Source organism: Pseudomonas sp. EA_5y_Pfl2_R50, assembly GCF_963970475.1.
Lineage (GTDB): Bacteria > Pseudomonadota > Gammaproteobacteria > Pseudomonadales > Pseudomonadaceae > Aquipseudomonas.
Genome location: NZ_CAXAPT010000002.1, coordinates 235251 through 259659, shown reverse-complemented (window position 1 = coordinate 259659; position 24409 = coordinate 235251). Strand labels below are relative to the sequence as shown.

The 24409-nt window shown below is 60.3% G+C and carries 24 protein-coding genes and 1 pseudogene; 12 read left to right on the top strand and 13 right to left on the bottom strand.

Annotated features, from left to right (window positions below):
* Positions 1 to 146: 146 nt before the first annotated feature.
* From AACY19_RS04430 to AACY19_RS04420, 3 genes are all read right to left on the bottom strand, one after another.
* The gene (locus tag AACY19_RS04430; protein WP_339448311.1) at positions 147 to 1007 is read right to left on the bottom strand and encodes a phasin family protein; all 861 of its coding nucleotides are present in this window, start codon (positions 1005 to 1007) and stop codon (positions 147 to 149) included.
* 10 nt (positions 1008 to 1017) lie between these two features.
* Positions 1018 to 1440 (bottom strand): phasin family protein, encoded by a 423-nt coding sequence (locus tag AACY19_RS04425; RefSeq protein ID WP_166218551.1) that lies wholly within the window; start codon positions 1438 to 1440, stop codon positions 1018 to 1020.
* A 177-nt stretch (positions 1441 to 1617) separates the two neighbouring features.
* Positions 1618 to 1893, bottom strand: a complete 276-nt coding sequence (locus tag AACY19_RS04420; protein WP_339448306.1) for a polyhydroxyalkanoic acid system family protein — start codon at positions 1891 to 1893, stop codon at positions 1618 to 1620.
* Positions 1894 to 2059: 166 nt separating this feature from the next.
* On the opposite strand from AACY19_RS04420, the gene ubiE reads away from it, so the two are divergent.
* The 11 genes and pseudogenes from ubiE (at position 2060) to AACY19_RS27820 (ending at position 10231) form a co-directional block, all read left to right on the top strand.
* A complete protein-coding gene (gene ubiE, locus AACY19_RS04415; protein ID WP_186531921.1) occupies positions 2060 to 2830 on the top strand; it encodes a bifunctional demethylmenaquinone methyltransferase/2-methoxy-6-polyprenyl-1,4-benzoquinol methylase UbiE in 771 nt (256 codons plus the stop codon).
* Positions 2830 to 3453 (top strand): ubiquinone biosynthesis accessory factor UbiJ, encoded by a 624-nt coding sequence (locus tag AACY19_RS04410; protein ID WP_339448302.1) that lies wholly within the window; start codon positions 2830 to 2832, stop codon positions 3451 to 3453. The genes ubiE and AACY19_RS04410 overlap by 1 nt, the downstream gene beginning before the upstream one ends.
* Positions 3450 to 5054, top strand: coding sequence for a ubiquinone biosynthesis regulatory protein kinase UbiB (gene ubiB, locus AACY19_RS04405; RefSeq protein ID WP_339448300.1), 1605 nt, complete (start codon positions 3450 to 3452; stop codon positions 5052 to 5054). The genes AACY19_RS04410 and ubiB overlap by 4 nt, the downstream gene beginning before the upstream one ends.
* 120 nt (positions 5055 to 5174) lie before the next feature.
* Positions 5175 to 5576 carry a phosphoribosyl-AMP cyclohydrolase gene (hisI, locus tag AACY19_RS04400; RefSeq protein ID WP_017336101.1) on the top strand — a complete coding sequence of 134 codons (402 nt, stop codon included), beginning with the start codon at positions 5175 to 5177 and terminating at the stop codon, positions 5574 to 5576.
* Positions 5569 to 5901 (top strand): phosphoribosyl-ATP diphosphatase, encoded by a 333-nt coding sequence (locus AACY19_RS04395; protein ID WP_003220849.1) that lies wholly within the window; start codon positions 5569 to 5571, stop codon positions 5899 to 5901. Before hisI ends, AACY19_RS04395 begins: the two co-directional genes overlap by 8 nt.
* A 25-nt stretch (positions 5902 to 5926) precedes the next feature.
* The gene (locus tag AACY19_RS04390; protein WP_339448297.1) at positions 5927 to 6205 is read left to right on the top strand and encodes a twin-arginine translocase TatA/TatE family subunit; all 279 of its coding nucleotides are present in this window, start codon (positions 5927 to 5929) and stop codon (positions 6203 to 6205) included.
* Positions 6206 to 6215: 10 nt separating this feature from the next.
* Positions 6216 to 6674 (top strand): Sec-independent protein translocase protein TatB, encoded by a 459-nt coding sequence (gene tatB / locus AACY19_RS04385; RefSeq protein ID WP_339448295.1) that lies wholly within the window; start codon positions 6216 to 6218, stop codon positions 6672 to 6674.
* Positions 6671 to 7462, top strand: coding sequence for a twin-arginine translocase subunit TatC (gene tatC, locus AACY19_RS04380; RefSeq protein ID WP_445262285.1), 792 nt, complete (start codon positions 6671 to 6673; stop codon positions 7460 to 7462). Before tatB ends, tatC begins: the two co-directional genes overlap by 4 nt.
* Positions 7459 to 8166, top strand: a complete 708-nt coding sequence (locus AACY19_RS04375) for a 16S rRNA (uracil(1498)-N(3))-methyltransferase (RefSeq protein WP_339448293.1) — start codon at positions 7459 to 7461, stop codon at positions 8164 to 8166. The genes tatC and AACY19_RS04375 overlap by 4 nt, the downstream gene beginning before the upstream one ends.
* Before the next feature lie 148 nt (positions 8167 to 8314).
* A pseudogene (locus AACY19_RS27825) lies at positions 8315 to 9376 on the top strand (methyl-accepting chemotaxis protein); the annotation flags it as partial.
* Entirely contained in the window at positions 9359 to 10231 is an 873-nt protein-coding gene (locus AACY19_RS27820; RefSeq protein WP_445262289.1) for a methyl-accepting chemotaxis protein, read from the top strand. The pseudogene AACY19_RS27825 and the gene AACY19_RS27820, both read left to right, overlap by 18 nt.
* A gap of 146 nt (positions 10232 to 10377) precedes the next feature.
* Here AACY19_RS27820 and AACY19_RS04365 read toward each other — a convergent pair whose 3' ends face one another.
* The 7 genes from AACY19_RS04365 to pip all read right to left on the bottom strand — a co-directional run bounded on the left by AACY19_RS04365 (position 10378) and on the right by pip (position 19419).
* Positions 10378 to 11112: an amino acid ABC transporter ATP-binding protein gene (locus AACY19_RS04365; protein WP_339448289.1), complete on the bottom strand. Its 735-nt coding sequence runs from the start codon at positions 11110 to 11112 to the stop codon at positions 10378 to 10380.
* A complete protein-coding gene (locus AACY19_RS04360; RefSeq protein ID WP_339448287.1) occupies positions 11105 to 12064 on the bottom strand; it encodes an amino acid ABC transporter permease in 960 nt (319 codons plus the stop codon). The genes AACY19_RS04365 and AACY19_RS04360 overlap by 8 nt, the downstream gene beginning before the upstream one ends.
* A gap of 140 nt (positions 12065 to 12204) precedes the next feature.
* Positions 12205 to 13002 (bottom strand): transporter substrate-binding domain-containing protein, encoded by a 798-nt coding sequence (locus tag AACY19_RS04355; protein WP_339448285.1) that lies wholly within the window; start codon positions 13000 to 13002, stop codon positions 12205 to 12207.
* 357 nt (positions 13003 to 13359) lie between these two features.
* Positions 13360 to 15930, bottom strand: coding sequence for a glucans biosynthesis glucosyltransferase MdoH (gene mdoH / locus AACY19_RS04350; RefSeq protein WP_339448283.1), 2571 nt, complete (start codon positions 15928 to 15930; stop codon positions 13360 to 13362).
* Positions 15923 to 17692: a glucan biosynthesis protein G gene (locus tag AACY19_RS04345; RefSeq protein ID WP_445262288.1), complete on the bottom strand. Its 1770-nt coding sequence runs from the start codon at positions 17690 to 17692 to the stop codon at positions 15923 to 15925. The genes mdoH and AACY19_RS04345 overlap by 8 nt, the downstream gene beginning before the upstream one ends.
* Before the next feature lie 321 nt (positions 17693 to 18013).
* Positions 18014 to 18451: a D-aminoacyl-tRNA deacylase gene (gene dtd / locus AACY19_RS04340; RefSeq protein ID WP_339448279.1), complete on the bottom strand. Its 438-nt coding sequence runs from the start codon at positions 18449 to 18451 to the stop codon at positions 18014 to 18016.
* The gene (pip, locus tag AACY19_RS04335) at positions 18448 to 19419 is read right to left on the bottom strand and encodes a prolyl aminopeptidase (protein ID WP_339448277.1); all 972 of its coding nucleotides are present in this window, start codon (positions 19417 to 19419) and stop codon (positions 18448 to 18450) included. The genes dtd and pip overlap by 4 nt, the downstream gene beginning before the upstream one ends.
* A gap of 377 nt (positions 19420 to 19796) precedes the next feature.
* Between pip and AACY19_RS04330 the strand changes: the two genes are divergently transcribed.
* Complete coding sequence (locus AACY19_RS04330; protein ID WP_339448275.1) at positions 19797 to 20306, top strand: hypothetical protein; 510 nt, start codon at positions 19797 to 19799, stop codon at positions 20304 to 20306.
* A gap of 343 nt (positions 20307 to 20649) precedes the next feature.
* On the opposite strand, the gene hutG is transcribed toward AACY19_RS04330, so the two are convergent.
* The 3 genes from hutG to hutH form a co-directional block, all read right to left on the bottom strand.
* Positions 20650 to 21453, bottom strand: a complete 804-nt coding sequence (gene hutG / locus AACY19_RS04325; RefSeq protein WP_339448273.1) for an N-formylglutamate deformylase — start codon at positions 21451 to 21453, stop codon at positions 20650 to 20652.
* Positions 21454 to 21463: 10 nt separating this feature from the next.
* The gene (gene hutI / locus AACY19_RS04320; protein ID WP_339448271.1) at positions 21464 to 22669 is read right to left on the bottom strand and encodes an imidazolonepropionase; all 1206 of its coding nucleotides are present in this window, start codon (positions 22667 to 22669) and stop codon (positions 21464 to 21466) included.
* Positions 22670 to 22769: 100 nt separating this feature from the next.
* Entirely contained in the window at positions 22770 to 24302 is a 1533-nt protein-coding gene (hutH, locus tag AACY19_RS04315; protein WP_339448269.1) for a histidine ammonia-lyase, read from the bottom strand.
* Between the last annotated feature and the right edge of the window lie 107 nt (positions 24303 to 24409).

Sequence of the window (24409 nt, the reverse complement as noted above, 5' to 3'; positions counted from 1 at the left end):
TCGGTTTTTCAGGTCGATGCATGACGCAAGACATTGCGGTCGGCCCCCTCTCCCTCTGGGAGAGGGCTGGGGTGAGGGGCTGTTGGAATTCAGATACAAAAACGCCCGACCTTCACAGGCCGGGCGTTTTCTTTTGTCCTGAGAAATCAGGACTGACTGGTTGACGTCGACGGGGTCGATGCAACAGTCGGGGTTGCCGCGGGAGTCGGTGCAGCGGCGGAGTTCGACGCGCTGACCGGTGCTGCCGGAGTGGCAGGTTTGGCTGCAGCAGCTGCGGCCGGTTTCGGCGCGGCCGGTTTTTTCACTGCAGGCTTCTTCGCCGCAGACGGTTTGGCCGCTGGCTTGGCAGCGGCGGTCTTCGCGGCTGGCTTGGCGGCGGGTTTCGCTACAGTTTTAGCCGCAGGTTTGGCCGCGGCTTTGGCGGCTGGTTTGGCGGCAGCGGTTTTCGCTGCTGGTTTGGCCGCGGCTTTCGCTGCAGGTTTAGCCGCCGCTTTTGCCAATGGCTTGGCAGCGGTTTTTGCCGCTGGTTTGGCCGCCGCAGTTTTCGCTGCCGGTTTTGCTGCTGCGGTTTTCGCCGCTACAGGCTGGGCTTTCAGACCGGTGAGTTTTTCGATCTGCCTGGTCAGCGTATCGACCTTGCTGTTGAGTGCCTTGACCTCATTGCGGCTCGGCACGCCCAGGCGCGAAATCGCGCTGTTCAGGCGCTTGTCGAAAGCCCCTTCCAGTTCGTCCCACTTGCCCAGCGCGCGATCCTTGACGCCGCTGATGCGCGACTTGGCCGAAGAAGCGGAGTCCTTGGCGGCATCGACTTTTTTGCCGACTGCAGACTTGGTGAGCTTCTCGGCTTTCTCGCCGTCTTTGACCAATGCATCGAAGAGCTTGCTGCCGTCAGTGTCGATCTTCGAGTACACGCCTAAACCAGCCAGCCAGATTTTGCGGGAGTAGGATTCGACCTTCCCGACCCACGAGCTGCTATCTTTTTTATCAGTAGTCTTTTTGCCAGCCATCCCGTTCTCCTTAAGATTTTCGCGCGACGCGTTCGAGCAATGCCGTCAGCTCATCGAGCTTAGCAGAGAGTGCCTCAACGTCATGTTTAGACGGAATGCCGATACGATTCAAGGCGCTTGCCACACGGGTGTCGAACGCCTTCTCGACCTTGTCGAGTTGAACCTCGACGCGCCCCTTGAATGAGCTCACTTCACCCTTGGCTTCATCGATCTCGGCGTTGGCCGCTTCGAGTTTTTCGGTGACGGCTTTTTTGCCTTTCTTTTCAACAGTTTGACCAGCCTTGATCAACTCTTGAAAGTAGTCGCTGCCCTCTTGGCCGACCTTGGCGTAGGCACCCAGGCCTGCCAGCCAGATCTTGCGGGCATAGGATTTGACGTCGCTCAGAGCAGAAGTCGAAGCGTCGATTTTTTTCTTCAGAATAACTTTGGCCATGGTGCACCTCACGCGCAGAAGGTTTGAGGAACTGCCCGGGAAAGTGTCGGGCTGTGGCACAAAGTAGGCAGAAAAATTAGAAACGGCACCCTAACAACTGACATGAACAGGTGGGCACACCACATAAAAATGTGGGAGCGAGCCCGCTCCCACGGGGAATCACATTTCAACCGGGAATCAGACCAGGGCTTTATCGAGGGCCTTTTCGATTTCGGCTTTGATCATGCCGCTCATGGCCGACATCATGATGCCCAACTCAACGTCGACCTTGATCGAATCGTCCGCCACATGCACCGCACCTTTCACGCCCGAGCGCTTGAGGTTCAGGGTGTCGCCCGACCATTGCGGCTCCAGGCCATATTGCTCGGAGAGTTTCTGCGCCAGTTTGTCGGCCTTCTCGCGGGCGGCTTCCTTACCCAGGCTGTGGGCACGCTCAACACTGATTTTGGCCATTGAATGACTCCTGCTTTTTGAATGGGGCTATGAAGAGGTCTCGGTAAATCTTGACCGCCGCTGCGGCAAATCGTCCCGAAGGTTGCCCATCTTACCTTTAGCCATTCCAAGACAAAGCATGGCTTGGGGATTAGAATGTCGCGCATTCTCTTTTGGTGACAGCGATATGACTGATCAGCGCAAAGGCAGCGATGCCGAACCCACCACTCACTTCGGCTTCAAAAACGTTCCGGAAAGCCAGAAAGCGGAAAAAGTCGCTGAGGTTTTCCACTCGGTAGCCGCGAAGTACGACCTGATGAACGACCTTCTGTCGGGCGGCATGCACCGTCTGTGGAAGCGTTTCGCGATCGAACTGTCGGGCGTGCGCAGCGGTAACCGCGTGCTGGACATCGCCGGTGGTACCGGCGACCTGACCAGAAAATTCTCGCACCTTGTCGGCCCGACCGGCCAGGTCGTGCTGGCCGACATCAACGAATCGATGCTCAAGGTCGGGCGTGATCGCCTGCTCGATCTGGGTGTCGCCGGCAACGTCGAGTTCGTTCAGGCGGACGCGGAAAAACTGCCGTTCCCGGACAACCATTTCGACTGCGTGACCATCGCCTTCGGCCTGCGCAACGTGACGCACAAGGAAGACGCCCTGCGTTCGATGCTGCGCGTGCTCAAGCCCGGCGGTCGCCTGCTGGTGCTGGAATTCTCCAAGCCGACCAACGCGCTGATGTCGAAAGCCTACGACGCCTACTCGTTCGCCTTCATGCCGCTGATGGGCAAGCTGATCACCAACGACTCGGAAAGCTATCGCTACCTGGCCGAATCGATCCGCATGCACCCGAATCAGGAAACCCTGAAGTCGATGATGGTCGACGCCGGTTTCGACCGCGTGACCTATCACAACATGACCGCAGGCATCGTTGCCCTGCATCGCGGCATCAAGCCCTGATGTTGCTCACCGGGCTGCTCGCCAGCGTTGAACTCGGCCTCAACCGGGTGCTGGGTCTCGACAGCACGGCGCTGCCGCGGCTGGCGCATTTGACCGGCAAGGTGATTGCCGTCGACTGCCGCAGTCCGGCGCTGCAACTGTTCATTCTGCCGAGCGACGAAGGCCTGATGCTGGCATCCCATTGGGAAACCGGCGTCGACTGCACCCTGCGCGCACCGGCATCCAGCCTGCTGAAACTCGCCGTGAGCAAAGACAAGACCGCGGTGCTGCACGCCCCGGAAGTCGAGCTCGACGGTGACAGCGGCGTGCTGCTGGAGCTGGCCGGCGTGCTGCAAGACCTTGAGCTGGACTGGGAGTACGAACTCTCGCGCTGGCTCGGTCCGGTCGCCACGCAATTGATCGGTGGCCATCTGCGCAGCCGCGCACGCTGGTATCAACAAGGATTTGCCAGCCTCAACCAGAACCTCGCCGAATACCTCGCCGAAGAATCGCGCACCCTCGTCGGGCAACGCGAAGCCGAAGCGCGATTCAGCGAACTGGACCGGATCAAACTTGATCTGGAACGACTCGAGGCGCGTTTCGAGCGCCTTTCCCGATCCCTCGACCCAAGCGATAACGCATGAAGCTGCTCGCCGTCCGCCGTCTGCTGCGCATCCAGTCTGTCGTGATCCGCTACCGCCTCGATGACCTGCTGTTCGATCTGCCGCTGCCCTGGTTTCTCCTGGCGCTGCGCTATGTGCTGCCGTGGCGCTGGTTCCCGCGCAAGCCGCTGGAGCTGAGCCGGGGGGCGCGTTTGCGTCTGGCGTTGCAGGATCTGGGACCGATCTTCATCAAGTTCGGGCAGATTCTCTCGACCCGCCGCGACCTGCTGCCGGAAGACATCGCCGATGAGCTGATGCTGCTGCAGGATCGTGTGCCGCCGTTCGACTCGCAGCTGTCGATCAAGCTCATCGAGGAGCAACTGGACAAGAAGATCAGCGAGGTGTTCAGCCGTTTCGACGTCGAACCGTTGGCCTCGGCCTCGGTGGCGCAGGTGCACGCCGCACGGTTGAAAACCGGCGAAGAAGTGGTGGTGAAGGTGATCCGCCCCGGCTTGAAAGCGGTGATCGCTCAGGATCTGGCGTGGCTGTTCATCCTCGCCCGCGCCGCCGAGAAAGTGTCTGCCGACGCGCGCCTGCTGCACCCGGTCGACGTGGTTCAGGACTACGAAAAAACCATCTACGACGAACTCGATCTGCTGCGCGAGGCGGCCAATGCCAGCCAGTTGAAGCGCAACTTCGAAGGTTCGCCGCTGCTGTACGTGCCGCAGGTCTATTGGGACTGGTGCCGGCCAAAAGTGCTGGTGATGGAGCGCATCTACGGCATTCAGGTCACCGACCTGGCAACCCTCGCCGATCAGCGCACCGACATGAAGATGCTCGCCGAACGCGGCGTGGAGATTTTCTTCACCCAAGTGTTCCGCGACAGTTTCTTCCACGCCGACATGCACCCGGGCAACATCTTCGTCAGCACCGTCAATCCGTGGAGCCCGCAATACATTGCGATCGACTGCGGTATCGTCGGCAGCCTGACCCCGGAAGACCAGGATTATCTGGCGCGCAACCTGTTTGCGTTCTTCAAGCGTGACTACCGACGCGTGGCGCAATTGCACATCGATTCAGGCTGGGTGCCGGCGGAAACCAAGCTCAATGAATTCGAAGCGGCGATCCGCACCGTGTGCGAGCCGATCTTCGAAAAACCGTTAAAAGATATTTCATTTGGCCAGGTACTGATGCGCCTGTTCCAGACCGCGCGACGCTTCAACATGGAAGTGCAGCCGCAGTTGGTCCTGCTGCAAAAGACCCTGCTGAACATCGAAGGCCTCGGCCGTCAGCTGTACCCGGACCTCGATTTGTGGAACACCGCGCAGCCGTTCCTCGAACGCTGGATGCGCGAACGCGTCAGCCCGAAAACCTTGCTCGGCAACGTGCAGAGCCAGTTCGAACAGCTTCCGCACCTGGCCAACATGGCCCGCGATCTGCTCGAACGCATGTCGCAGCCACACGCCCACGACCCACCGGCGCCATGGCACAAACGCAAGGACGACTGGTTCCTGCGCCTGCTCGGTTGCGCGCATCTGGGCGGCGGGGCGATCCTCGCCATTGGTGGCCCGCTGCATGAGTTGGGGCATTGGCCGGCCGGCATCATGGTCGCCGTGGGCTTGTATCTGATCGTTCGCCGATAGCACGAATCAGCTGCAAGTTATAAGCTGCGAGCTGCAAGCCTGACGATACTGGAACACCGCAATCTGCTTTTACTTGCAGCTTGAAGCTCAAAGCTTGTAGCTGCGTTTCGGGAATTGAAGATGAAAAACTGGCTGGACGAGATCAAGTGGGACGCTGATGGCCTGGTGCCGGCGATTGCCCAGGATCACAAGACCGGACGCGTGCTGATGATGGCCTGGATGAACCGCGAAGCGCTCGAACTGACCGCTGCGGAAAACCGTGCCATCTACTGGTCACGTTCCCGTGGCAAGCTGTGGCGCAAGGGCGAAGAGTCCGGCCATGTGCAGACGCTGCATGAAATGCGTCTGGACTGTGACGCCGACGTGATCATCCTGATGGTTGAACAGATCGGCGACATCGCTTGCCATACCGGCCGTCAAAGCTGCTTTTACCGTGTCTTCGAAAACGGCGACTGGAAAACGGTCGATCCGGTCCTCAAAGATCCGCACGCCATCTATTGCGCAGGACACACACATGAGTGACACCCTGACTCGTCTGGCCCAGGTGCTCGAAGAGCGCAAAGGCGCAGCCGCCGACAGCTCCTATGTAGCGAGTCTGTATCACAAGGGCCTGAACAAGATTCTGGAGAAAGTCGGCGAAGAGTCGGTCGAAACCATTATTGCCGCCAAAGACGCTGCGATCAGCGGTGACTGCAGCGATGTGATCTATGAGACGGCTGACCTGTGGTTCCACAGCATGGTCATGCTCGCCCAGTTGGGGCAGCACCCGCAGGCCGTGCTGGATGAACTGGATCGTCGCTTCGGACTGTCTGGACACGTCGAGAAAGCCTCGCGTCCGTCCGCCTGAACAACTTTTAGAGAGGAACAGCAACATGGGCATTTTTGACTGGAAACACTGGGTCGTCATTCTGGTTGTCGTGGTGCTGGTGTTCGGCACCAAGAAACTGAAAAACCTCGGCACCGATGTTGGCGAGTCGATCAAGGGCTTCCGCAAAGCCATGAACGACGACGAGAAACCGGCTGATCCAAGCGTGACGCCCGCGCAACCGGTGCCACCGGCTCAGCCGCAAGCCACCGCTCAGGCCAACCCGCCGCACACCATCGACGTGCAGGCGCAGAAAGTCGAAGAGCCGATCCGCAAAGACGTGTGAGCACTGACTAATGTTTGGTATCAGCTTCTCTGAACTGCTGCTTGTCGGCCTCGTCGCCCTGCTGGTGCTCGGCCCCGAGCGTCTGCCGGGCGCTGCGCGCACCGCCGGCCTGTGGGTCGGACGGCTGAAGCGCAGCTTCAATGCGATCAAACAGGAAGTTGAACGTGAAATCGGTGCCGACGAGATTCGTCGACAACTGCACAACGAGCACATTCTGTCGCTGGAGCAAGAGGCGCGGAAGATTTTCACGCCGGTTCAGCAGGAGCCGACCCCGGTCGAGCACGTGGGCGAGCAGACGATTCACAGCCCTGCTGCTGCGCAACCCCCTGCAGCCGCCAATGCTCCTGTCATGACACCGACAGAACCAGCGCCCGCCGCTGCACAAACGTCGGTTGAACACGTTGCTCCAGCCGCCGCGCCTGTTGCGCCGGCTCCTCACGATCCTACATTGCCGCCGCGAGCCCCATGAGCGATCTCCCCGAAAACGACCAGCACATGCCGCTGGTTTCGCACCTCACCGAGTTGCGCACCCGCCTGCTGCGTTGTGTGGCGGCGATCTTCATCATCTTCGCCGGGCTGTTCGCCTTCACCCAGCAGATCTACACCTTCGTCTCGACACCGCTGCGCCAGTACCTGCCGGTCGGCGCGACGATGATCGCCACCGACGTGTCGTCGCCGTTCCTGACGCCGCTGAAACTGACGATGATGGTCTCGCTGTTCCTCGCGATCCCGGTGATCCTGCACCAGATCTGGGGCTTCATCGCGCCGGGCCTGTACAAGCATGAGAAGCGCATCGCGGTGCCGCTGCTGGTTTCCAGCATCCTGCTGTTCTACACCGGCATGGCGTTCGCTTATTACTTCGTGTTCCCGCTGATCTTCAAGTTCTTCGCCGCCGCCACCCCGGCAGGCGTGGAGATGATGACTGACATCGCCAGTTACCTCGATTTCGTCATGACGCTGTTCTTCGCCTTTGGCGTTGCGTTCGAGATCCCGGTGGCCGTGGTGCTGCTGGTGTGGATCGGCGTGGTCGACGTCAAATACCTGAAGAAAATCCGTCCATACGTGATCATCGGCTGCTTCGTGGTCGGCATGATCCTGACGCCGCCGGACATCTTCTCGCAAACTCTGCTGGCCGTGCCGATGTGGATGCTGTTTGAAGTCGGCATTCTGTTCGGCGGCTTGGTCAGCAAACGCGAACGTCCGGAAGAAAATCCGGCCGACGACCACAACGACCAGCCGCCAGCGACCCAGGCATGAACCTGCTGTTGCTCGAAGAGGCTGACTTCATCGCGGCCGACCGGGTTGTGCTGCGTGATCGACGCCTGACCCACATGCAGGATGTTCATCGCTCGGAGGTCGGTGACAGTCTGCGCGTTGGCCGCATCAACGGGTTGATGGGCACCGCTGAACTGCTGCGCCTGGAAGCAGGTGAAGCCGAGCTGCGCGTCAGCCTCGATCAGACGCCACCGGCCAAACTGCCGCTGACTCTGGTGCTGGCCCTGCCCCGCCCGAAAATGCTCCGCCGGGTGTTTCAGACCGTGGCGACCATGGGCGTATCCAAGGTGATTCTGGTCAACAGCTACCGGGTCGAGAAGAGTTTCTGGCAGACGCCGTTTCTGGAGCCGGAAGCGATTCGCGAAAACCTGATCCTCGGCCTCGAACAGGCCCGCGACACGGTGCTGCCGGAAATCATCATCGAAAAGCGCTTCAAGCCGTTCGTTGAAGACCGACTGCCAGCGATCACCGATGGCACCCTCGGCCTGGTCGGCCATCCCGGCAATTATCCGCCGTGCCCGCGCGCCCTGAGTGAACCGGTGACCCTGGCCATCGGCCCGGAGGGTGGCTGGATTCCCTATGAGATCGATCTGCTGGCCAAATCCGGCCTGCAACCGGTGCAACTGGGCGAGCGCATCCTGCGCGTCGAAACCGCCGTCACCGCACTCCTCGCCCGCCTTTTCTAAGCCCAACACCGATCCTGTGCAGGAGCAGCCTTCGCCAGCGTCTACATGAACCAGTGCGGCGCCAGCGGACAGATGGCGTTACAGATTGCCATCATTCGGCCGATACCCTCTTCATAAGTCCAATTAGTGGTCCGAAGGGAGTGGTCGCATGTACCGTTGGTTAGCCGAGAGTCTTGGAAACGTCAGCGTCAAACGCAAGCTGGGCATCGGTTTCGGCCTGGTGCTGTTGCTGACGCTGTTGATCACCTTCACCGGCTGGACGGGCATGAGCGGCATCATCAGCCGCGGTGACAAACTCGGCTTTATCTCCAGCCTCAACGAGCTGACCAAGGACCTGCGCCTGGCGCGCATGGATTACGACATGCGTCGCGGCGAGCAGGGACCGGGCGCGGTCAATGAATTGCTGGCCAAACTCGAAAGCGGCCTGCAATCGGCGCGCAACATGATCGAACAGCCCGCCGATGCGGCGATGGTCGACCAGCAACTGGCAGCAGTAGCCGAGTACAAACGCGCGTTTGGGGAAATGACCCAGGCCACCGTGCAACGTGAGGACGCGCGCAGCAAGCTGGGGGCAAACGCGGACAATGCCGTGGCCAAGGTCAGCGAAGTCGAAAATGCCCTGCTGCAGGGCGACAGCGTTGCGCAATACAACGCCGTGATCGAACTGAGCAAACTGCTGCAGCAAGCGCGTTATCAAGTGCGCGGCTACACCTACAGCGGCAAGGCCGACGCCGAACAACCGGCGCTGACGGCCATCGAAAATGCCCTGAAAAACCTCGAAAGCCTGCCGACCCGGGTGCCGGAACAGCACGTTGCCAACCTGCAACAAGCCACCGACTCGCTCAAGGCTTACCGCGCCGCGGTCAGCCAGTTCCGTGATTCACAGGTGAAGAACGCCGCAGCGCTGGCCAGCATGGCGGCGCAGGGCGACATTCTGATCGCCGTCAGCAAGAAGCTCACTGAATCCCAGACTGTGGTTCGGGACACTGACGCCGCACACGCCAAAAACATGCTGCTGATTGCCACGGTGCTGGCATTGGCCTTCGGCTTGATTGCCGCCTGGGCGATCACTCGGCAAATCATCATTCCACTGACCCAAACCCTGAAAGTCGCCGAACGCGTGGCGGCGGGCGACCTGACCCACAACCTGGTCTCCCTGCGCCGTGACGAACTCGGCCAACTGCAGCGCTCGATGCAGAGCATGACCCAAGGCCTGCGCGAACTGGTGGGCGGGATCAGCGATGGCGTCACCCAGATCGCCAGCGCTGCCGAAGAACTGTCAGCCGTTACCGAGCAGACCAGCGCCGGCGTCAACAATCAGAAGATCGAGACCGATCAAGTGGCCACCGCCATGAACGAAATGGCCGCTACCGTGCAGGAAGTCGCGCGTAACGCCGAGGAAGCCTCGGAAGCGGCCGTCGCCGCCGACCAACAGGCTCGAGAAGGCGACAAAGTGGTGGGCGAAGCGATTGCACAGATCGAGCGTCTGGCCGTTGAAGTCGGTCACTCCACCGAAGCCATGGGCGAACTCAAGCGCGAAAGCGACAAGATCGGCAGCGTGCTCGACGTGATCAAATCCGTCGCCCAGCAAACCAACCTGCTGGCGCTCAACGCCGCTATCGAAGCTGCGCGTGCCGGGGAAGCCGGACGTGGTTTCGCGGTGGTTGCCGATGAAGTACGCAGCCTTGCACAGCGCACGCAGAAGTCCACCGAAGAGATCGAAGAACTGATCGTCGGCCTGCAAAACGGCACCCAGCAAGTCTCGACGATCATGGACAACAGCCGCACCCTGACCGACAGCAGCGTAGAGCTGACCCGTCGTGCCGGCGGCTCGCTGGAAAGCATCACCCGCACCGTGTCGGCGATTCAGGCGATGAACCAGCAGATCGCCGCGGCTGCCGAACAGCAGAGCGCGGTGGCTGAAGAGATCAACCGTAGCGTGCTGAATGTGCGGGATGTGTCGGACCAGACGTCGGCAGCGAGTGAAGAGACGGCAGCGTCCAGCGTTGAACTGGCGCGCCTGGGGACGCATTTGCAGATGCTGGTGGGGCGCTTCAAGGTTTGAGGTGAGCCGCAAACCCCGGTTCATTCGGAATCGAGGTGATGCCTTCGCGAGCAAGCCCGCTCCCACATTGAACCTCGTCCGCTTGGACAACTCGGTCAATTGTGGGAGCGGGCTTGCTCGCGAAAGCGGTAGATCAGACGCTGAAATTAAAGAACCTGACGCAAGAAGGCCTGGGCACGCGGATCTTTCGGCGCATCAAAGAACTCCGCTGGCGCCGCATCTTCCAGCAATTTGCCGTGATCGAAGAACAACACCCGATCCGCCACTTCCCGGGCGAAACCCATTTCGTGGGTGACGCAAACCATGGTCATGCCTTCCACCGCCAGGTTCTTCATCACGTCCAGCACTTCGCCGACCATTTCCGGGTCGAGGGCCGAGGTCGGCTCGTCAAATAGCATCACCTTCGGTTCCATCGCCAATGCCCGGGCAATTGCCACCCGCTGTTGCTGACCGCCGGACAAGCGTGACGGAAACTCGTTGGCCTTCTGCGCAATCCCGACCTTTTTCAGCAACTCCATCGCCTTGGCTTCGCGCTCTTTCTTGCCGCGCTTGCGCACGACTTTCTGCGCCAGACAGAGGTTTTCCAGCACGGTCATGTGCGGGAACAGGTTGAAATGCTGGAAGACCATGCCGACTTCGCGGCGGTAGGCGTTGACGTCGGTTTTCGGGTCGGCCAGTTGCAGACCGTCGATGCTCACCGAGCCGGAATCGAACTCTTCCAGGCCATTGAGGCAGCGCAGGAACGTCGACTTGCCGGAACCCGACGGGCCGATCACCACCAGCACTTCACCCTTGGCGACTTGGGTGCTGACGTTATCCACCGCGCGCACCACTTGCCCACGGGTGTCGAAGACTTTTACCAGATCGCGGACTTCAATCACTTTGCGCGAGCCTCCGCTCAAGCCGGCTGGCGACTTTCGACAGCGGCAGGTTGATCAACAGGTACAGGCCGGCGACGCAGAACAGGATTTCGAACGGCGAGAACGACGTGGTGATGACTTCACGGCCGCTTTTCAACAGCTCGGTAATCGCAATCACTGACACCAGAGAGGTGTCCTTGACCAGACTGATGAACTGCCCGGCCAGTGGCGGCAGCACGCGTTTGAACGCTTGCGGCAGCACCACGTGACGCATCGACTGGCCAGCGCTCAAGCCGAGCGAACGCGCCGCTTCGTTCTGACCACGGGCAATCGACTGCACGCCGGAGCGGATGATCTCGGCCACGTAAGCGCCAGTGAACAGCGACAGCGCGGCGATCCCGGCGAACTCGCGGGACAGGTTCATCACCGTGCCGATGAAGAAGTAGAAAATGAAGATCTGCACCAGCAGCGGCGTACCACGCACCAGTTCGACGTAGATCGTCGAGAGGTCGCGCAGGGTCGGGTTGTTCGACAGACGGCACAGCCCTGTGACCAGACCGATCAACAGACCGAGTACGCCGGACACCACCGACAGCCAAAGCGTTGTCCACAGCCCCCACAACAGCGGTCCTGCCGCCCAATGCCGGGTTACACCCACGACGTCGCCTTCAGCCACATCGTCGCCCTGGGCGAACTGCAGGCTGTTCTCGTCGACCGTCAGATGCTGCTCGTCACCGGCGTCATTGCGCAAAGTGACTCGCGCGCTGCTGCCCTCGCGTACCAGTTCGGTGACGGTGGAAATGTCGGTGGCGCGTTGTGTTTCTTCGGCCTGATAGGCGAAGTACTGCGGCACACGGTTCCAGCGCCATTCGTAGGACATCAGCGACGTCGCGTAATACAACGCGCCCGCCAGGCCGACCAGCACCAGCACGGTGAGGACGTGCCAGGGCCATTGGGCTTTTTTCTGTTTCATTGCAGGTTCCGGATTTTGTGTTGCTCTGGAGGGCCTCTTCGCGAGCAAGCTCGCTCCCACAGTGGATTTGTGGTGTTCACATAATCACTGTGGGAGCGAGCTTGCTCGCGAATGGGGCAACGCGGTCTGGCAGACCGGCGTTATTCCATGTCCTTGAGCCACTCGGTGCTCTTGAACCACTTGTCATGGATGCGATCGTAGGTGCCGTCTTCACGGATCTGGTGCAGGAAGTTGTTGATGAAGTTGAGGCTGTCGTAATCGCCTTTCTTCAGACCGAAGGCCAGTGGCTCGAAGGTGAACGGCTTGTCGAGGAACAGCAGTTTGCCGGCGCCGACCTTGTTCAACGCGACAACGTTGTACGGCGCATCGTAGATGAAGGCGTCAGCCTTGCCGTTGACCACGTCGAGCACGGCTTCCTGCTCGTTGTCGTAGCCGTGGTACGTGGCTTTGGAGATCAGCTTCCTGGCGACCATTTCGCCGGTGGTGCCGAGCTTGGAGGTGATGCGGTAGTCGGCGGTGTTCAGGTCTTTGTAAGACTTGATGGTGCCTTCCAGTTCCTTGCGGATCAGCAGGGTCTGGCCGACAACGATGAACGGTTCGCTGAAGTTCAGGCGCAGATTGCGCTCCTGGGTCAGGGTCATGCCGCTGCCGATCATGTCGAATTTGTCGGTCATCAGCGCCGGGATGATGCCGTCGTAACCGGTGGAAACCAGTTCCAGCTTGACGCCCATGGCCTTGGTCATGGCTTTGAGGAGGTCGACTTCAAAGCCGATGATCTCGCCGCGTTTGTTGGTCATTTCGAACGGCATGTAGGTCGGGTCCATGCCGACTTTCAGCGTGCCGCGCTTGACCGCGTCATCAATTGCGCCAGCCTGCGCCGCATTGACTGCAACCAGTGCCGTGACGCCGACCAGCAGCATCGACAGATACTTCTTCATCTTCAAGTCCCCAAAACCATTGCGTGTGCGGCGCGCAAACCAACAGAGGCGAGCAAAAAGCCCGGGTGCGCCAATTCGGGGACGGATGCTAACGCACTCGTTTTTTTGCACAAGGTTTAATGGGCGATTTGTTTGACAATCAAGAGCTACCCCCTCACCCCAACCCTCTCCCCCAAGGGGGCGAGGGGGAAAGGGAGCAGATCGGGGAATATTCAAAACTTGAGTTCGACTCGATATCTCAGGTCGGTGTAACTCGAACATCCAACCCGGTCGGTCCCCTCTTCCTCTGGGAGAGGGTTAGGGTGAGGGGCTTTTCAGCGCCATAAAAAAACCCCGCTGGCTAGCGGGGTTTCTTTATCAGGCCGGTTGCGCCTGCAGGCTTACCGGTCGCAGCGGCAACAGTGGCGCATGGGGATCGGCTTTAACCGAAGCCCTCCATGCATCCAGCCACTCGGCATGACCTTCGGCCCAGACCTGCTCATGCAGACGGGCCAAGGCGACCGGGTCACTCAGCAGTTGCAGGCGATCATGGTTGTTCAGCCCGGCCGGGCCAACCTTGATCGCGTGACGCACACGCTCCTGACGCAGCCACTCGATCGGCTCGGCCTGACCATGGCGTGAGGTCGCCAGCGAGCACGCCAAAGCGTTTTGCTGTGGATCGACCACCGCGCGGACGAAGCCGTCGTTCAGGGCGTGGTAACGATTTTCGTGGGTGTACTGATCGGTCGCCAGCAAGGCCTGTGGCGGATTGTATTCCTCGGGAATGAGGAACAGGCTCTCGTCACGGGACTTCAGGCCCAGACCGACGCGGCTGGAAATCACCGACACCGGAATCGACAACATCAGCGAACCGACAATTGGCACCAGCCACCAGAGGAAGCTCGGGTTCAGCCAGATCACCAGCAGCGCCCAGCAGAAGCCCAGCAGGGTTTGCGGGCCGTGGCGTTTGACCGCTTCGCTCCATGGTGTCGAGTCGTCATCACGTTGCGGCGAGTTCCAGGTCGCGGCCCAGCCGAGGAACGCGGCGAGGACGAAACGGGTGTGGAAAATCATCCGCACCGGCGCCAGCAGCATGGAGAACAGCATCTCCAGCAGCATCGACAGGGTCACCTTGAACTTGCCGCCGAACTCTTTCGCGCCCTTGGCCCAGATCAGGATGATGCTCAACAGTTTCGGCAGGAACAGCAACACGATGGTCGTCGAGAACAGCGCGATTGCCTTGTCCGGATGCCATTGTGGCCACAGCGGATAGAGCTGACGCGGCTCAAGGAAATACTGCGGCTCCATCAGCGTGTTCACCGCCAGCAGCGCGGTCGACAACACCAGGAAGAAGAACCACAACGGCGCCGACAGGTACGACATCACGCCCGTCAGGAACACCGCGCGGTGCACCGGGTGCATGCCTTTGACCAGAAACAGACGGAAGTTCATCAGGTTACCGTGGCACCAGCGACGGTCACGCTTGAGTTCGTCGAGCAGGTTTGGCGGCAGTTCTTCGTAGCTGCCCGGCAGGTCGTAGGCGATCCACACGCCCCAACCGGCACGGCGCATCAGCGCAGCTTCAACGAAGTCGTGGGACAGGATCGCACCGGAGAATGCACCTTTGCCCGGCAACGGCGCCAGGGCGCAGTGGTCGATGAACGGCTTCATGCGGATGATCGCGTTGTGACCCCAGTAGTGGGATTCACCCAGCTGCCAGAAGTGCAGACCGGCGGTAAACAGCGGGCCGTAGACGCGGGTGGCGAACTGCTGCATGCGCGCATACAGGGTGTCCATGCCCGACGCACGCGGCGCGGTCTGGATGATCCCGGCGTCCGGCGTGGCTTCCATCAAGCGCACCAGACTGGTCAGGCATTCACCGCTCATCACCGAGTCGGCGTCAAGCACGACCATGTACTTGTAATCACCGCCCCAACGACGGCAGAAGTCGTCGAGGTTGCCGCTCTTGCGTTTTACACGACGGCGACGGCGACGGTAGAAGATTTTGCCGAAGCCTTTGGCTTCGCGGCAGACGTCCAGCCAGGCCTGCTGCTCGGCGACGCAGATGTCGGTGTCGTTACTGTCGCTGAGGACGAAGAAGTCGAAGCGATCCAGATCACCGGTGGCCGCGACCGACTCGAACGTCGCCCGCAGACCAGCGAAAACACGCGGCACGTCTTCGTTGCAGATCGGCATTACCAGTGCGGTGCGCGCATCTTTCGGAATCGGCTCGTTACCGGCGCTTTTTCCGGAGATACGGTACTTGTCGTGACCGGTGAGCAACTCAAGGAAGCCCATCAGTGCGGTCCAGAAACCGGCCGACACCCAGCAGAACAGAATCCCGAACAGAATCAGGATGCTGGTTTGCAGCGCATACGGCAGCACTTGCGTGGCGGTTTGCAGCAGCGGCTGGTGCAGGACTTCTTCGAGATCGACGAACGACCAGCCCTGGTACGGCATGATGCCTTTCATGTACCAGCCGGCGACGATGGTCTGGCCGAGCATCAGCAGCAACAGAATGTAGCGGCGGATCGACCCGACGGTACGCCAGCGCGCCGCCGGCAGGACGTTCTCGTCTTTCGGCGGCTGCGGCGGGTTGGTGCGACCGGTCAGACGGCGCCAGCCACGCACCAGAATATTGGTGCGCCACGGCTCCGGTACGACTTTGGTCCGACGGATCGGTGGCGTTGCCTTCATGCTGACGCGACCGCTGGCGTCGAGCACCAGCATTTCCGCGTCTTCGAGTTCTTCGGCAGTGCTCAGCGTCAGGCGCTTGCCCACCGAAGCCTGGGCGGCCTCGGCAGGGGCGTCGAATGTCGAGGACGACAGGCGTTCATGCAACTCGCTGAACGACTGGCAGCCCGCGAGTTCCGCGCGCTGCTCGTCGGTCATCGGCAGATGCGCCAGATACTCGGACAGAGTCTCTGGCTGTACTTGAGAGTTACTCATCGGCAGGCAACTGATAGCTCCAGGTCTCGGTCAGGACTTCTTCAGTCGGTGCCGATTCCGGTGTGGCTGGGGCCGCCTCGGCAGCAGCTGGCTGCTTGGCGTCTTTGTTGGCCTTGTCCTTGGCATCTGCGGCTGGCTTGACGTCGGCCTGTTTGGCCTCGGCTGCCTTGGCTTCCTTGTCGGCTTTCTCTTGTTGCCTGGCGGCAACCTTGTCGGCCTTGGCGACGGACGAATTGGACGCCGGCACCGCAGACTTGGCCAGATCAGCCGTGACGATTGGCTGCACCAGGGCGGCACGCAACTCGGTCGACTTGCTCGGGTCCTTGATTTTCATCCGCAGGGTCAAGCGCCAGCCTTTGGTTTCCGGGTTATAGCGCACGTTGTTTTCAACCAGTTCAGCGTTGTCGCCAATACTGACCTGACTGCGAACGTCGGCATCCGGCGCCAGAGCGGCGAGCGATGGGCCCTGGAAGTCGACCAGGTAGGCCACGCTGCCATCCGGCTGACGAATCAGGTTCGATTGCTTGACGTCACCGGTCGAACGTAGCGTCTGCTCGACCCAGGCGCTGTCCGGCGCGTGAAGCGCCGCTTCGTCTATGGTCCAGTGCATGCGGTACGCGAAGTCCAGCGGCTGGCCTGGCTCCGGCATTTTTTCCGGGCTCCAGAACGCAACGATGTTGTCGTTGGTTTCGTCGGCAGTCGGAATTTCTACCAGATCAACTGTGCCTTTGCCCCACTCGCCCTTCGGCTCGATCCAGGCGCTTGGGCGCTTGTCGTAGCGGTCGTCGAGGTCTTCGTAGTGGCTGAAGTCGCGACCACGTTGCAGCAGACCGAAACCACGCGGGTTCTCGACGCTGAAGTTGCTCACGGCCAGGTGTTTCGGGTTGTTCAGCGGACGCCAGATCCACTCGCCGTTGCCGGCATGGATCGACAGACCGCTGGAGTCGTGCAGTTCACGACGGTAGTTGAGGACTTTCGACGGCTGGTTGGCGCCGAACAGGAACATGCTGGTCAGCGGTGCGATGCCCAGTTTGCCGACCTTGTCACGCAGGAACATCTGCGCTTTGACGTCGACAATGGTGTCGCTGCCCGGACGCAGGATCAGACGGTAGGCACCTGTAGCGCGTGGCGAATCCAGCAGCGCGAAGATCACCAGGTGCTTGTCGCCCGGCTTCGGCTGCTGAATCCAGAATTCGCGGAAACGCGGGAATTCTTCACCCGACGGCAGCGCGGTATCAATCGCCAGACCACGGGCCGAGAGGCCGTAGGTGTGGCCCTTGCCGACAACGCGGAAATAACTCGCGCCGAGCATGGTCATGATTTCGTCTTGCTTGTCGGCCTTGTTGATCGGGTACAGCACACGGAAACCCGCGTACCCCAGTTGCTCTGTGGCTTTCGGATCGAATTTCAGGTCGCCGAAATCGAAGCGGGTCGGATCATATTTGATCTCTTCGACGGTGCTCGCCGTGATTTCGTTGATTTTCACCGGTGTATCGAAGTGCATACCCTGGTGATAGAAAGACAGTTTGAACGGGGTCTTCTGATCGGCCCACTCAGCCTTTTCGGTGAGGAAGCGAATTTTCTGATAATCCGCGAATTTCATGTCACGGAATTCGTTCGGCAGGTTGCTGCGCGGGGCTTCGAATTTCTGCCCGGCCAGTTCCTTAGCCTTCGCCGATACATCGTCAAGATTGAACGCCCAAAGCTGGCCGGCGCTGAGCAGGCACAGGAGCGCCGAACCCGCTACCAAGGCACTTCGCATGCGTTTGGCAGACAATTTTGCTGCATTACAGGGACTAACAATCACGAGCAACCCTCGCCGAAAACAGATCAAAAAACCAACGGCCAGCTATCTATATGCCAGGTTGGCGAGCATTGTTCCGACTCCACTGGGGCAAAATGATTCCCCAATCGGATCCAGACAAGTCTCTACCTAAGTCAAAATGGACCAACGAACGCTGATCCCCATAGCGCGCGATTATCTAGTAGCCCGCGTGACAACGCATCAGGGGTAACAAAGTATTTATCGCGAAAAACCCCTGTTTTCAGTCGAAAAGCCCTTTAAAAGATGTTTCAAGCGCTTTCACGTCTGTAACAGGAAGGTTACCGGGCCATCGTTGACCAGGTGCACCTGCATATCCGCGCCGAATCTACCTGATGCCACAGTGCCATGCATCTGTTTCGCTTTGTTTAATAGATAGTCAAACAATTCCTCTCCAAGCGCCGGAGGAGCCGCTGACGAGAAACTCGGTCGCAGCCCGCTTTTGGTGTCGGCAGCCAGGGTGAATTGAGAGACCAGCAGCAACCCGCCAGCCACATCCGCCAAGGACAAATTCATCTTGCCCTCGGAGTCACTGAATACCCGATAGTTAAGCAGCTTATGCAGAAGTTTGTCGGCGCTGGCGCGCGTGTCGTCGGGTTCGACCGCTACCAGCACGAGCAAACCCTGATCCACCGCGCCGACGACGTCACCCGCGACTTCAACCCGCGCATTCCTTACGCGCTGTAAAAGCCCCTTCATGCTTCTTCGGGCGGCAGGTCGAGCAGGCGCCGGGCCATGTTGCCTGCGGCGCGCACCAGTGCATCGGTGATGCCCGGTTCGGACGCCGCGTGGCCTGCGTCGCGAATGACCTGCAGTTCGCTGTTCGGCCAGGCTTGATGCAATTCCCAGGCATTGTCGAGCGGGCAGATCACGTCGTAGCGCCCGTGGATGATCACCCCCGGCAGATGGGCAATCTTGCCCATGTCGCGAATCAGCTGGTTCGGTTCAAGGAAGGCATTGTTGGTGAAGTAATGGCATTCGATTCGCGCGATCGACAGTGCGCGCTGCGGTTCGGAGAAACGGTCGACCACCAGCGGGTTCGGTCGCAGGGTCGCGGTGCGCCCTTCCCAGGTCGACCAGGCCTTGGCCGCGTGCATCTGGGCGATCTGATCGTTGCCGGTCAGGCGCTTGTGGAAAGCGCTGAGCAGGTCGTCGCGCTCGTCCAGCGGGATCGGTGCGATGTAGTCCTGCCAGTAGTCGGGGAACAGGCGGCTGGCGCCAGCCTGGTAGAACCATTCGATTTCCTGCGCACGGCAGAGAAAGATCCCGCGCAGGATCAGACCGTGAACGCGTTCGGGGTGAGTCTGTGCGTAGGCCAGAGCCAGGGTCGACCCCCACGAACCACCAAACAGCACCCATTTTTCAATGCCCAGGTGCTTGCGGATGCGCTCGAGGTCGGCGACCAGATCCCAGGTAGTGTTGTTTTCCAGGCTGGCGTGCGGGGTGGAGCGTCCGCAACCGCGCTGGTCGAAGGTGACAATGCGATACAGGTTCGGATCGAAATATCGACGGCTCTGCGCGTCGCAACCGGCCCCGGGGCCGCCATGGATGAACACAACCGGCAAACCCTCCGGTGAACCGCTTTCGTCGACATACAGCGTATGGGTGTCATCGACAGCCAGATCGTGCCGGGCGTGAGGTTTGATCTGCGGAAACAAAGTCTGCATTGCGCGCTCCGTAAGGGGTCGAGGTCATCCCTGGGGGGACTTCTATTATTCTGCCGTTGGGCATCATAAACCCGATTTACGTCAATGAGCATGCCTGTCCGCTGCCGCAATTTGTCAGCCATGAGTCAGCACCCTTTATCGTTGTGCTTGCGCAAGACTCTCTGTCGGCTTCCAAGCGTTGCGCTGCCTTTCGCCCCCAAACAGCACAACCGCTGAAAGTGCTCGAACAAATGTGCGCAACAATCGCGAAAAAGAATAAAGACCTGTCAATTATGACAGTAGCCCTCTCTACGGCACTGACATTCAATAAGCCTGCGGTGATTTAAACCATGACGGCTGACCGCAAGGCCGAATAACTCACTCCAAGGAGCGCAATCATGGCTGCAGAAAATAATTCGACTGGCACCTTCGAGGCCACTATTCAATGCCCAGATGGCGAGAAAACCTTTCACGCCAACCGCGTCAGAATGCACGACATCATTACCCGTGGAGGCGCCCGATACCTGGTTATCAAAGGCTTCGAGGACACAGTTAATAGCGATACCGGGTCAAAGCAGATCAACACAATTCAGTTCTACCTCGAAAAGAGCCCCGCGCGCGGTCCCACCACACTTCACCCGCCATTGGTATTGCCGGAGGTCCGTGCAAACAGTGCCAGCTATTACATACTGACCGACAGTCCGGATGATGCTGACGACAACGTCGATGCCGCCTGGGAACTTCCTGGCCAGGAGGGTGGAGAAATCAACTACTCAATTGTGCAAAACGGTGAGTCTGCCATCGGGACGTTCGACTTCAACGCTGGTACACCTGGTAATCACACGTTCAAAATCAAAGGTTCATTCACTATTCATCACCTTGAAGCCGAAGTGTATTCGAGCTCCTGACGGTCGATCTCTTTTCCCAGGAGAGCGGCCCCGAGCCAACAAACACTGCCGCAAATGTCTCAAGCGCCCGCGTCGACTCCGCCATATTCGCAACTGGCACCGCTGAAAGTGCGCGGTCGACGCCCGGCAATTTGCCGTTGGTCTCCCCATCGCTGGTTTCCGGTAGCCGAGAAAAATGGACTGTGGCGAGCGGGATTTGCACAGCGGCGACGCGGCCAGCACGCATGACCTGCAAAAACACATACCCGCTGTGGGAGCGAGTCTGTTCGCGAAAGCGCTCTGTCATTTAACGCAGGTGTTGGCTGACCTGACGCCTTCGCGAGCAGGCTCGCTCCCACAGGGGTTATGCGGTGTAGTAAGCCTTTGCCCAGGCCAGATAGCCTTGCAGCAACTCTTTGAGCACCACCTGCGTCGGCTCGGCCAGATCGGCGCGATAGCGGAACGGTTCGAACTCTTCCATGTAGGTGCTCTGGCACAACTCCAGTTGCACGGCGTGGATGTTCCCCGCCGGGTTGCCGTAATGGCGGGTGATGTGGCCGCCCTTGAAGCGACCGTTGAGCACATGGCTGTACTCGCCATGACGCGCGCAGATGGCTTCCAGGTGCGTGGCCAATTGAGGATCACAACTGGCGCCGTTGAAGGTGCCGAGGTTGAAGTCCGGCAGTTTGCCGTCGAACAGGTGCGGGATGATCGAGCGGATCGAGTGCGCATCGAACAGCAGCGCGTAACCGAACTCGGCTTTCAGTCGTGCCAGCTCTTCTTGAAGCGTGCGGTGGTACGGCGTCCAGATTTGCTCAAGATACGTCGCGCGTTCTTCTTTCGACGGCTCGTGCCCTTCGCGGAACAACGGAATGCCATCAAACAGCGTCGCCGGGTACAGCCCCGTGGTAGCGCCGGCGTACAGCGGTTTGTCGTCAGACGGACGATTCAGGTCGATAACAAAACGCGAATACTCGGCAGCCAGGGTACTGGCGCCCAGTTCTTCGGCGAAGTCGTACAGCTGAGGAATGTGCCAGTCGGTGTCCGGCAGACTTTTCGCGTCGGCGATCAACCCGGCTTCCACCGCAGGTGTCAGGCGCACACCGGCGTGCGGCATGCTGATCAGCAGCGGCACGCGACCTTGTTTGAAGTTCAGAACCCTATCCACAATCGCACTCCTACAGACTTGATTCGACGCCGTGACGCACGACGCGTTTGTCCAGATCACCACCGAGCCAATAAGCCAGATCCGCCGGACGATCAATGTGCCAGGCAACGAAATCCGCGACCTTGCCGACCTCCAGCGAACCATGGGAATCGGCCAGGCCCAGCGCTTGCGCAGCGTGAATGGTCGCCCCGGCCAGGGCTTCTTCCGGGGTCATGCGGAAACAGGTGCAGGCCATGTTCAACATCAAACGCAACGACAGCGCCGGCGAGGTGCCGGGGTTGAGGTCGCTGGCGATGGCAATCTTCACCTTGTGCTTGCGCAGGGCGTCCATCGGCGGCAACTGGGTCTCACGCAGGAAGTAAAACGCACCTGGCAGCAGCACCGCGACGGTGTCCGCTTCGGCCATGGCGATGGCATCGGCCTCGTCCATGAATTCCAGATGATCGGCGGACAGCGCCTTGTAGCGAGCGGCGAGACTGGAGCCATGCAGCGACGACAGTTGTTCGGCGTGCAACTTCACTGGCAGGCCGAGTTTTTGCGCGGCGATGAACACGCGTTCGACCTGCTCCGGCGAGAATGCCAGGTACTCGCAGAAAGCATCTACGGCGTCGACCAGCCCTTCGGCAGCCAGCGCGGGGAGCATCTCTGTGCAGATCAGATCGATGTAATCGTCAGCGCGATCCTTGTATTCCGGCGGCAACGCGTGAGCGGCGAGGCAGGTGCTGCGTACGCTGATCGGCAGTTCTTTCTGCAGGCGCCGGATGACACGGAGGATCTTGCGCTCGTTAGCCAGATCGAGACCGTAACCGGACTTCATTTCGACCGTGGTCACGCCGTCACGCATCAGGCTTTTCAAGCGTTTGGCCGCGCTGGCGAACAGCTCGTCTTCAGTGGCTTCGCGCGTCGCGCGCACGGTGCTGGCGATGCCGCCGCCGGCGGCTGCGATCTGCGCATAGCTGACGCCTTGCAGGCGTTTTTCGAACTCGCCGCTGCGGTTGCCGCCGAACACCGTGTGGGTGTGGCAGTCGATCAGGCCGGGGGTGACCCACGCGCCTTGCAGGTCATTGACCGCCGGGTACTCGCCGGACGGTAACTGATTGCGCGGGCCGATCCAGTCGATGTGCGCACCGGACGTCACGATGGCCGCATCCTCGATGATCGAGTAGACGCCTTGCGCCATGGTTGCGACGTGGCAGTGTTGCCAGAGGGTTTTCATCCCAAGTCCTCGTCTTGTTCAAAATCGATTCGCGAGCAAGCCCGCTCCCACAGGAGGTTGCGTTCAACAGGTGGGAGCGGGCTTGCTCGCGAAGAGGCCCTTACAGGCTAGGCAAAAGACTGGCCGGAACCAGCCCGGTCAGGCATCGCGAAGCCAACAGCTCGGTCGCCGCATTGATGTCCGGCGCAAAGAAGCGGTCCTTCTCATAGAACGGCACTTCCTTGCGCAGAATCGCCCGCGCCTGCTCCAGTTTCGCCGAGGTCTTCAGACCGTTGCGCAGATCCAGCCCCTGCACCGCTGCCAGCCATTCCACAGCGAGAATCCCGCGGGTGTTTTCGGCCATTTCCCACAGACGCTTGCCAGCCGCCGGGGCCATCGACACGTGGTCTTCCTGGTTGGCCGAAGTCGGCAGACTGTCCACCGAATGCGGATGGGACAGCGCCTTGTTTTCACTGGCAAGTGCCGCAGCCGTCACCTGAGCGATCATGAAGCCGGAGTTCACCCCGCCATTGGCGACGAGGAACGGCGGCAGTTGCGACATGTGCTTGTCCATCATCAGCGAGATGCGACGTTCGCTCAGCGAGCCGATTTCGGCGATGGCGAGCGCCATGTTGTCAGCAGCCATGGCCACCGGTTCGGCGTGGAAATTACCGCCGGAAATCACGTCGCCTTCAGCGGCGAAGACCAGCGGGTTATCGGACACCGCGTTAGCCTCGACGGCCAGCACTTCAGCGGCCTGACGGAACTGGGTCAGGCAAGCGCCCATGACTTGCGGCTGGCAGCGCAGCGAGTAAGGGTCCTGCACTTTCTCGCAGTTCTGGTGCGAGTCGCAGATTTCGCTGCGCTCACCCAGCAGGTCACGATAAGCGGCGGCGGCGTCGATCTGACCTTTCTGGCCGCGCGCCGCGTGGATGCGGGCGTCGAACGGCGAGCGCGACCCCAACACCGCTTCAACCGTCAGACCGCCGAGCGCGAGGGCACCGGCAAACAGATCTTCACCTTCGAACAAACCACGCAGCGCGAACGCGGTGGAAACCTGAGTGCCGTTGAGCAGCGCCAGACCTTCTTTAGCCGCTAAAGTCAGCGGCGTCAGACCGGCGATTTTCAGCGCTTCGGTGGCGTCCATCCACTCACCCTTGTGGCGCGCCTTGCCCTCGCCCAGCAGCACCAGCGACATGTGCGCCAACGGCGCCAGATCGCCCGACGCGCCCACCGAACCTTTCAGCGGAATGTGCGGATAAACCTCGGCGTTGATCAGCGCGATCAGCGCATCGATGACCACGCGGCGAATGCCGGAAAACCCACGGCTGAGGCTGTTGACCTTGAGCACCATGATCAGCCGCACCAGCTCATCGCTGATCGGCTGTCCCACGCCGGCGGCGTGGGACAGCACCAGCGAACGCTGGAGGTTTTCCAGGTCTTCGCTGGCGATACGCGTCGAGGCCAGCAGGCCGAAACCGGTATTGATGCCGTAGGCGGTGCGGTTTTCGGCGAGGATCTGCTCGACGCAGGCGACGCTGGCTTCGATCTGTGCCGAGGCACTGTCGTCGAGGCTCAACTTGACCGGGTGCTGGTAGACATCACGCAGTTGGGCCAGCGTCAGTTGGCCGGGAATCAGGTTCAGCGCAGTCATTAAAATGCTCCTTTTGAGAGTTTGTTATTAACTACCAGTCGCTCCGGAGCATTCCGTTATCCGTCGCCTCTCGTCTTTTGGACGATCCGCGCCTTGGCACGCTGGTA

Bases quoted from the DNA above. Each gene is read 5' to 3' on its own strand.
- AACY19_RS04345 (WP_445262288.1), bottom strand. From the start codon at position 17,692: ATGCGAAGTGCCTTGGTAGCGGGTTCGGCGCTCCTGTGCCTGCTCAGC.
- AACY19_RS04390 (WP_339448297.1), top strand. From the start codon at position 5,927: ATGGGCATTTTTGACTGGAAACACTGGGTCGTCATTCTGGTTGTCGTG.
- ubiB (WP_339448300.1), top strand. From the start codon at position 3,450: ATGAAGCTGCTCGCCGTCCGCCGTCTGCTGCGCATCCAGTCTGTCGTG.
- hutH (WP_339448269.1), bottom strand. From the start codon at position 24,302: ATGACTGCGCTGAACCTGATTCCCGGCCAACTGACGCTGGCCCAACTG.
- pip (WP_339448277.1), bottom strand. From the start codon at position 19,419: ATGCAGACTTTGTTTCCGCAGATCAAACCTCACGCCCGGCACGATCTG.
- AACY19_RS04395 (WP_003220849.1), top strand. From the start codon at position 5,569: ATGAGTGACACCCTGACTCGTCTGGCCCAGGTGCTCGAAGAGCGCAAA.
- AACY19_RS04330 (WP_339448275.1), top strand. From the start codon at position 19,797: ATGGCTGCAGAAAATAATTCGACTGGCACCTTCGAGGCCACTATTCAA.
- AACY19_RS04425 (WP_166218551.1), bottom strand. From the start codon at position 1,440: ATGGCCAAAGTTATTCTGAAGAAAAAAATCGACGCTTCGACTTCTGCT.
- AACY19_RS04355 (WP_339448285.1), bottom strand. From the start codon at position 13,002: ATGAAGAAGTATCTGTCGATGCTGCTGGTCGGCGTCACGGCACTGGTT.
- dtd (WP_339448279.1), bottom strand. From the start codon at position 18,451: ATGAAGGGGCTTTTACAGCGCGTAAGGAATGCGCGGGTTGAAGTCGCG.
- AACY19_RS04375 (WP_339448293.1), top strand. From the start codon at position 7,459: ATGAACCTGCTGTTGCTCGAAGAGGCTGACTTCATCGCGGCCGACCGG.
- tatB (WP_339448295.1), top strand. From the start codon at position 6,216: ATGTTTGGTATCAGCTTCTCTGAACTGCTGCTTGTCGGCCTCGTCGCC.
- AACY19_RS04410 (WP_339448302.1), top strand. From the start codon at position 2,830: ATGTTGCTCACCGGGCTGCTCGCCAGCGTTGAACTCGGCCTCAACCGG.
- tatC (WP_445262285.1), top strand. From the start codon at position 6,671: ATGAGCGATCTCCCCGAAAACGACCAGCACATGCCGCTGGTTTCGCAC.
- hutI (WP_339448271.1), bottom strand. From the start codon at position 22,669: ATGAAAACCCTCTGGCAACACTGCCACGTCGCAACCATGGCGCAAGGC.
- AACY19_RS04430 (WP_339448311.1), bottom strand. From the start codon at position 1,007: ATGGCTGGCAAAAAGACTACTGATAAAAAAGATAGCAGCTCGTGGGTC.
- AACY19_RS27820 (WP_445262289.1), top strand. From the start codon at position 9,359: ATGCAGAGCATGACCCAAGGCCTGCGCGAACTGGTGGGCGGGATCAGC.
- hisI (WP_017336101.1), top strand. From the start codon at position 5,175: ATGAAAAACTGGCTGGACGAGATCAAGTGGGACGCTGATGGCCTGGTG.
- AACY19_RS04420 (WP_339448306.1), bottom strand. From the start codon at position 1,893: ATGGCCAAAATCAGTGTTGAGCGTGCCCACAGCCTGGGTAAGGAAGCC.
- ubiE (WP_186531921.1), top strand. From the start codon at position 2,060: ATGACTGATCAGCGCAAAGGCAGCGATGCCGAACCCACCACTCACTTC.
- AACY19_RS04360 (WP_339448287.1), bottom strand. From the start codon at position 12,064: ATGAAACAGAAAAAAGCCCAATGGCCCTGGCACGTCCTCACCGTGCTG.
- mdoH (WP_339448283.1), bottom strand. From the start codon at position 15,930: ATGAGTAACTCTCAAGTACAGCCAGAGACTCTGTCCGAGTATCTGGCG.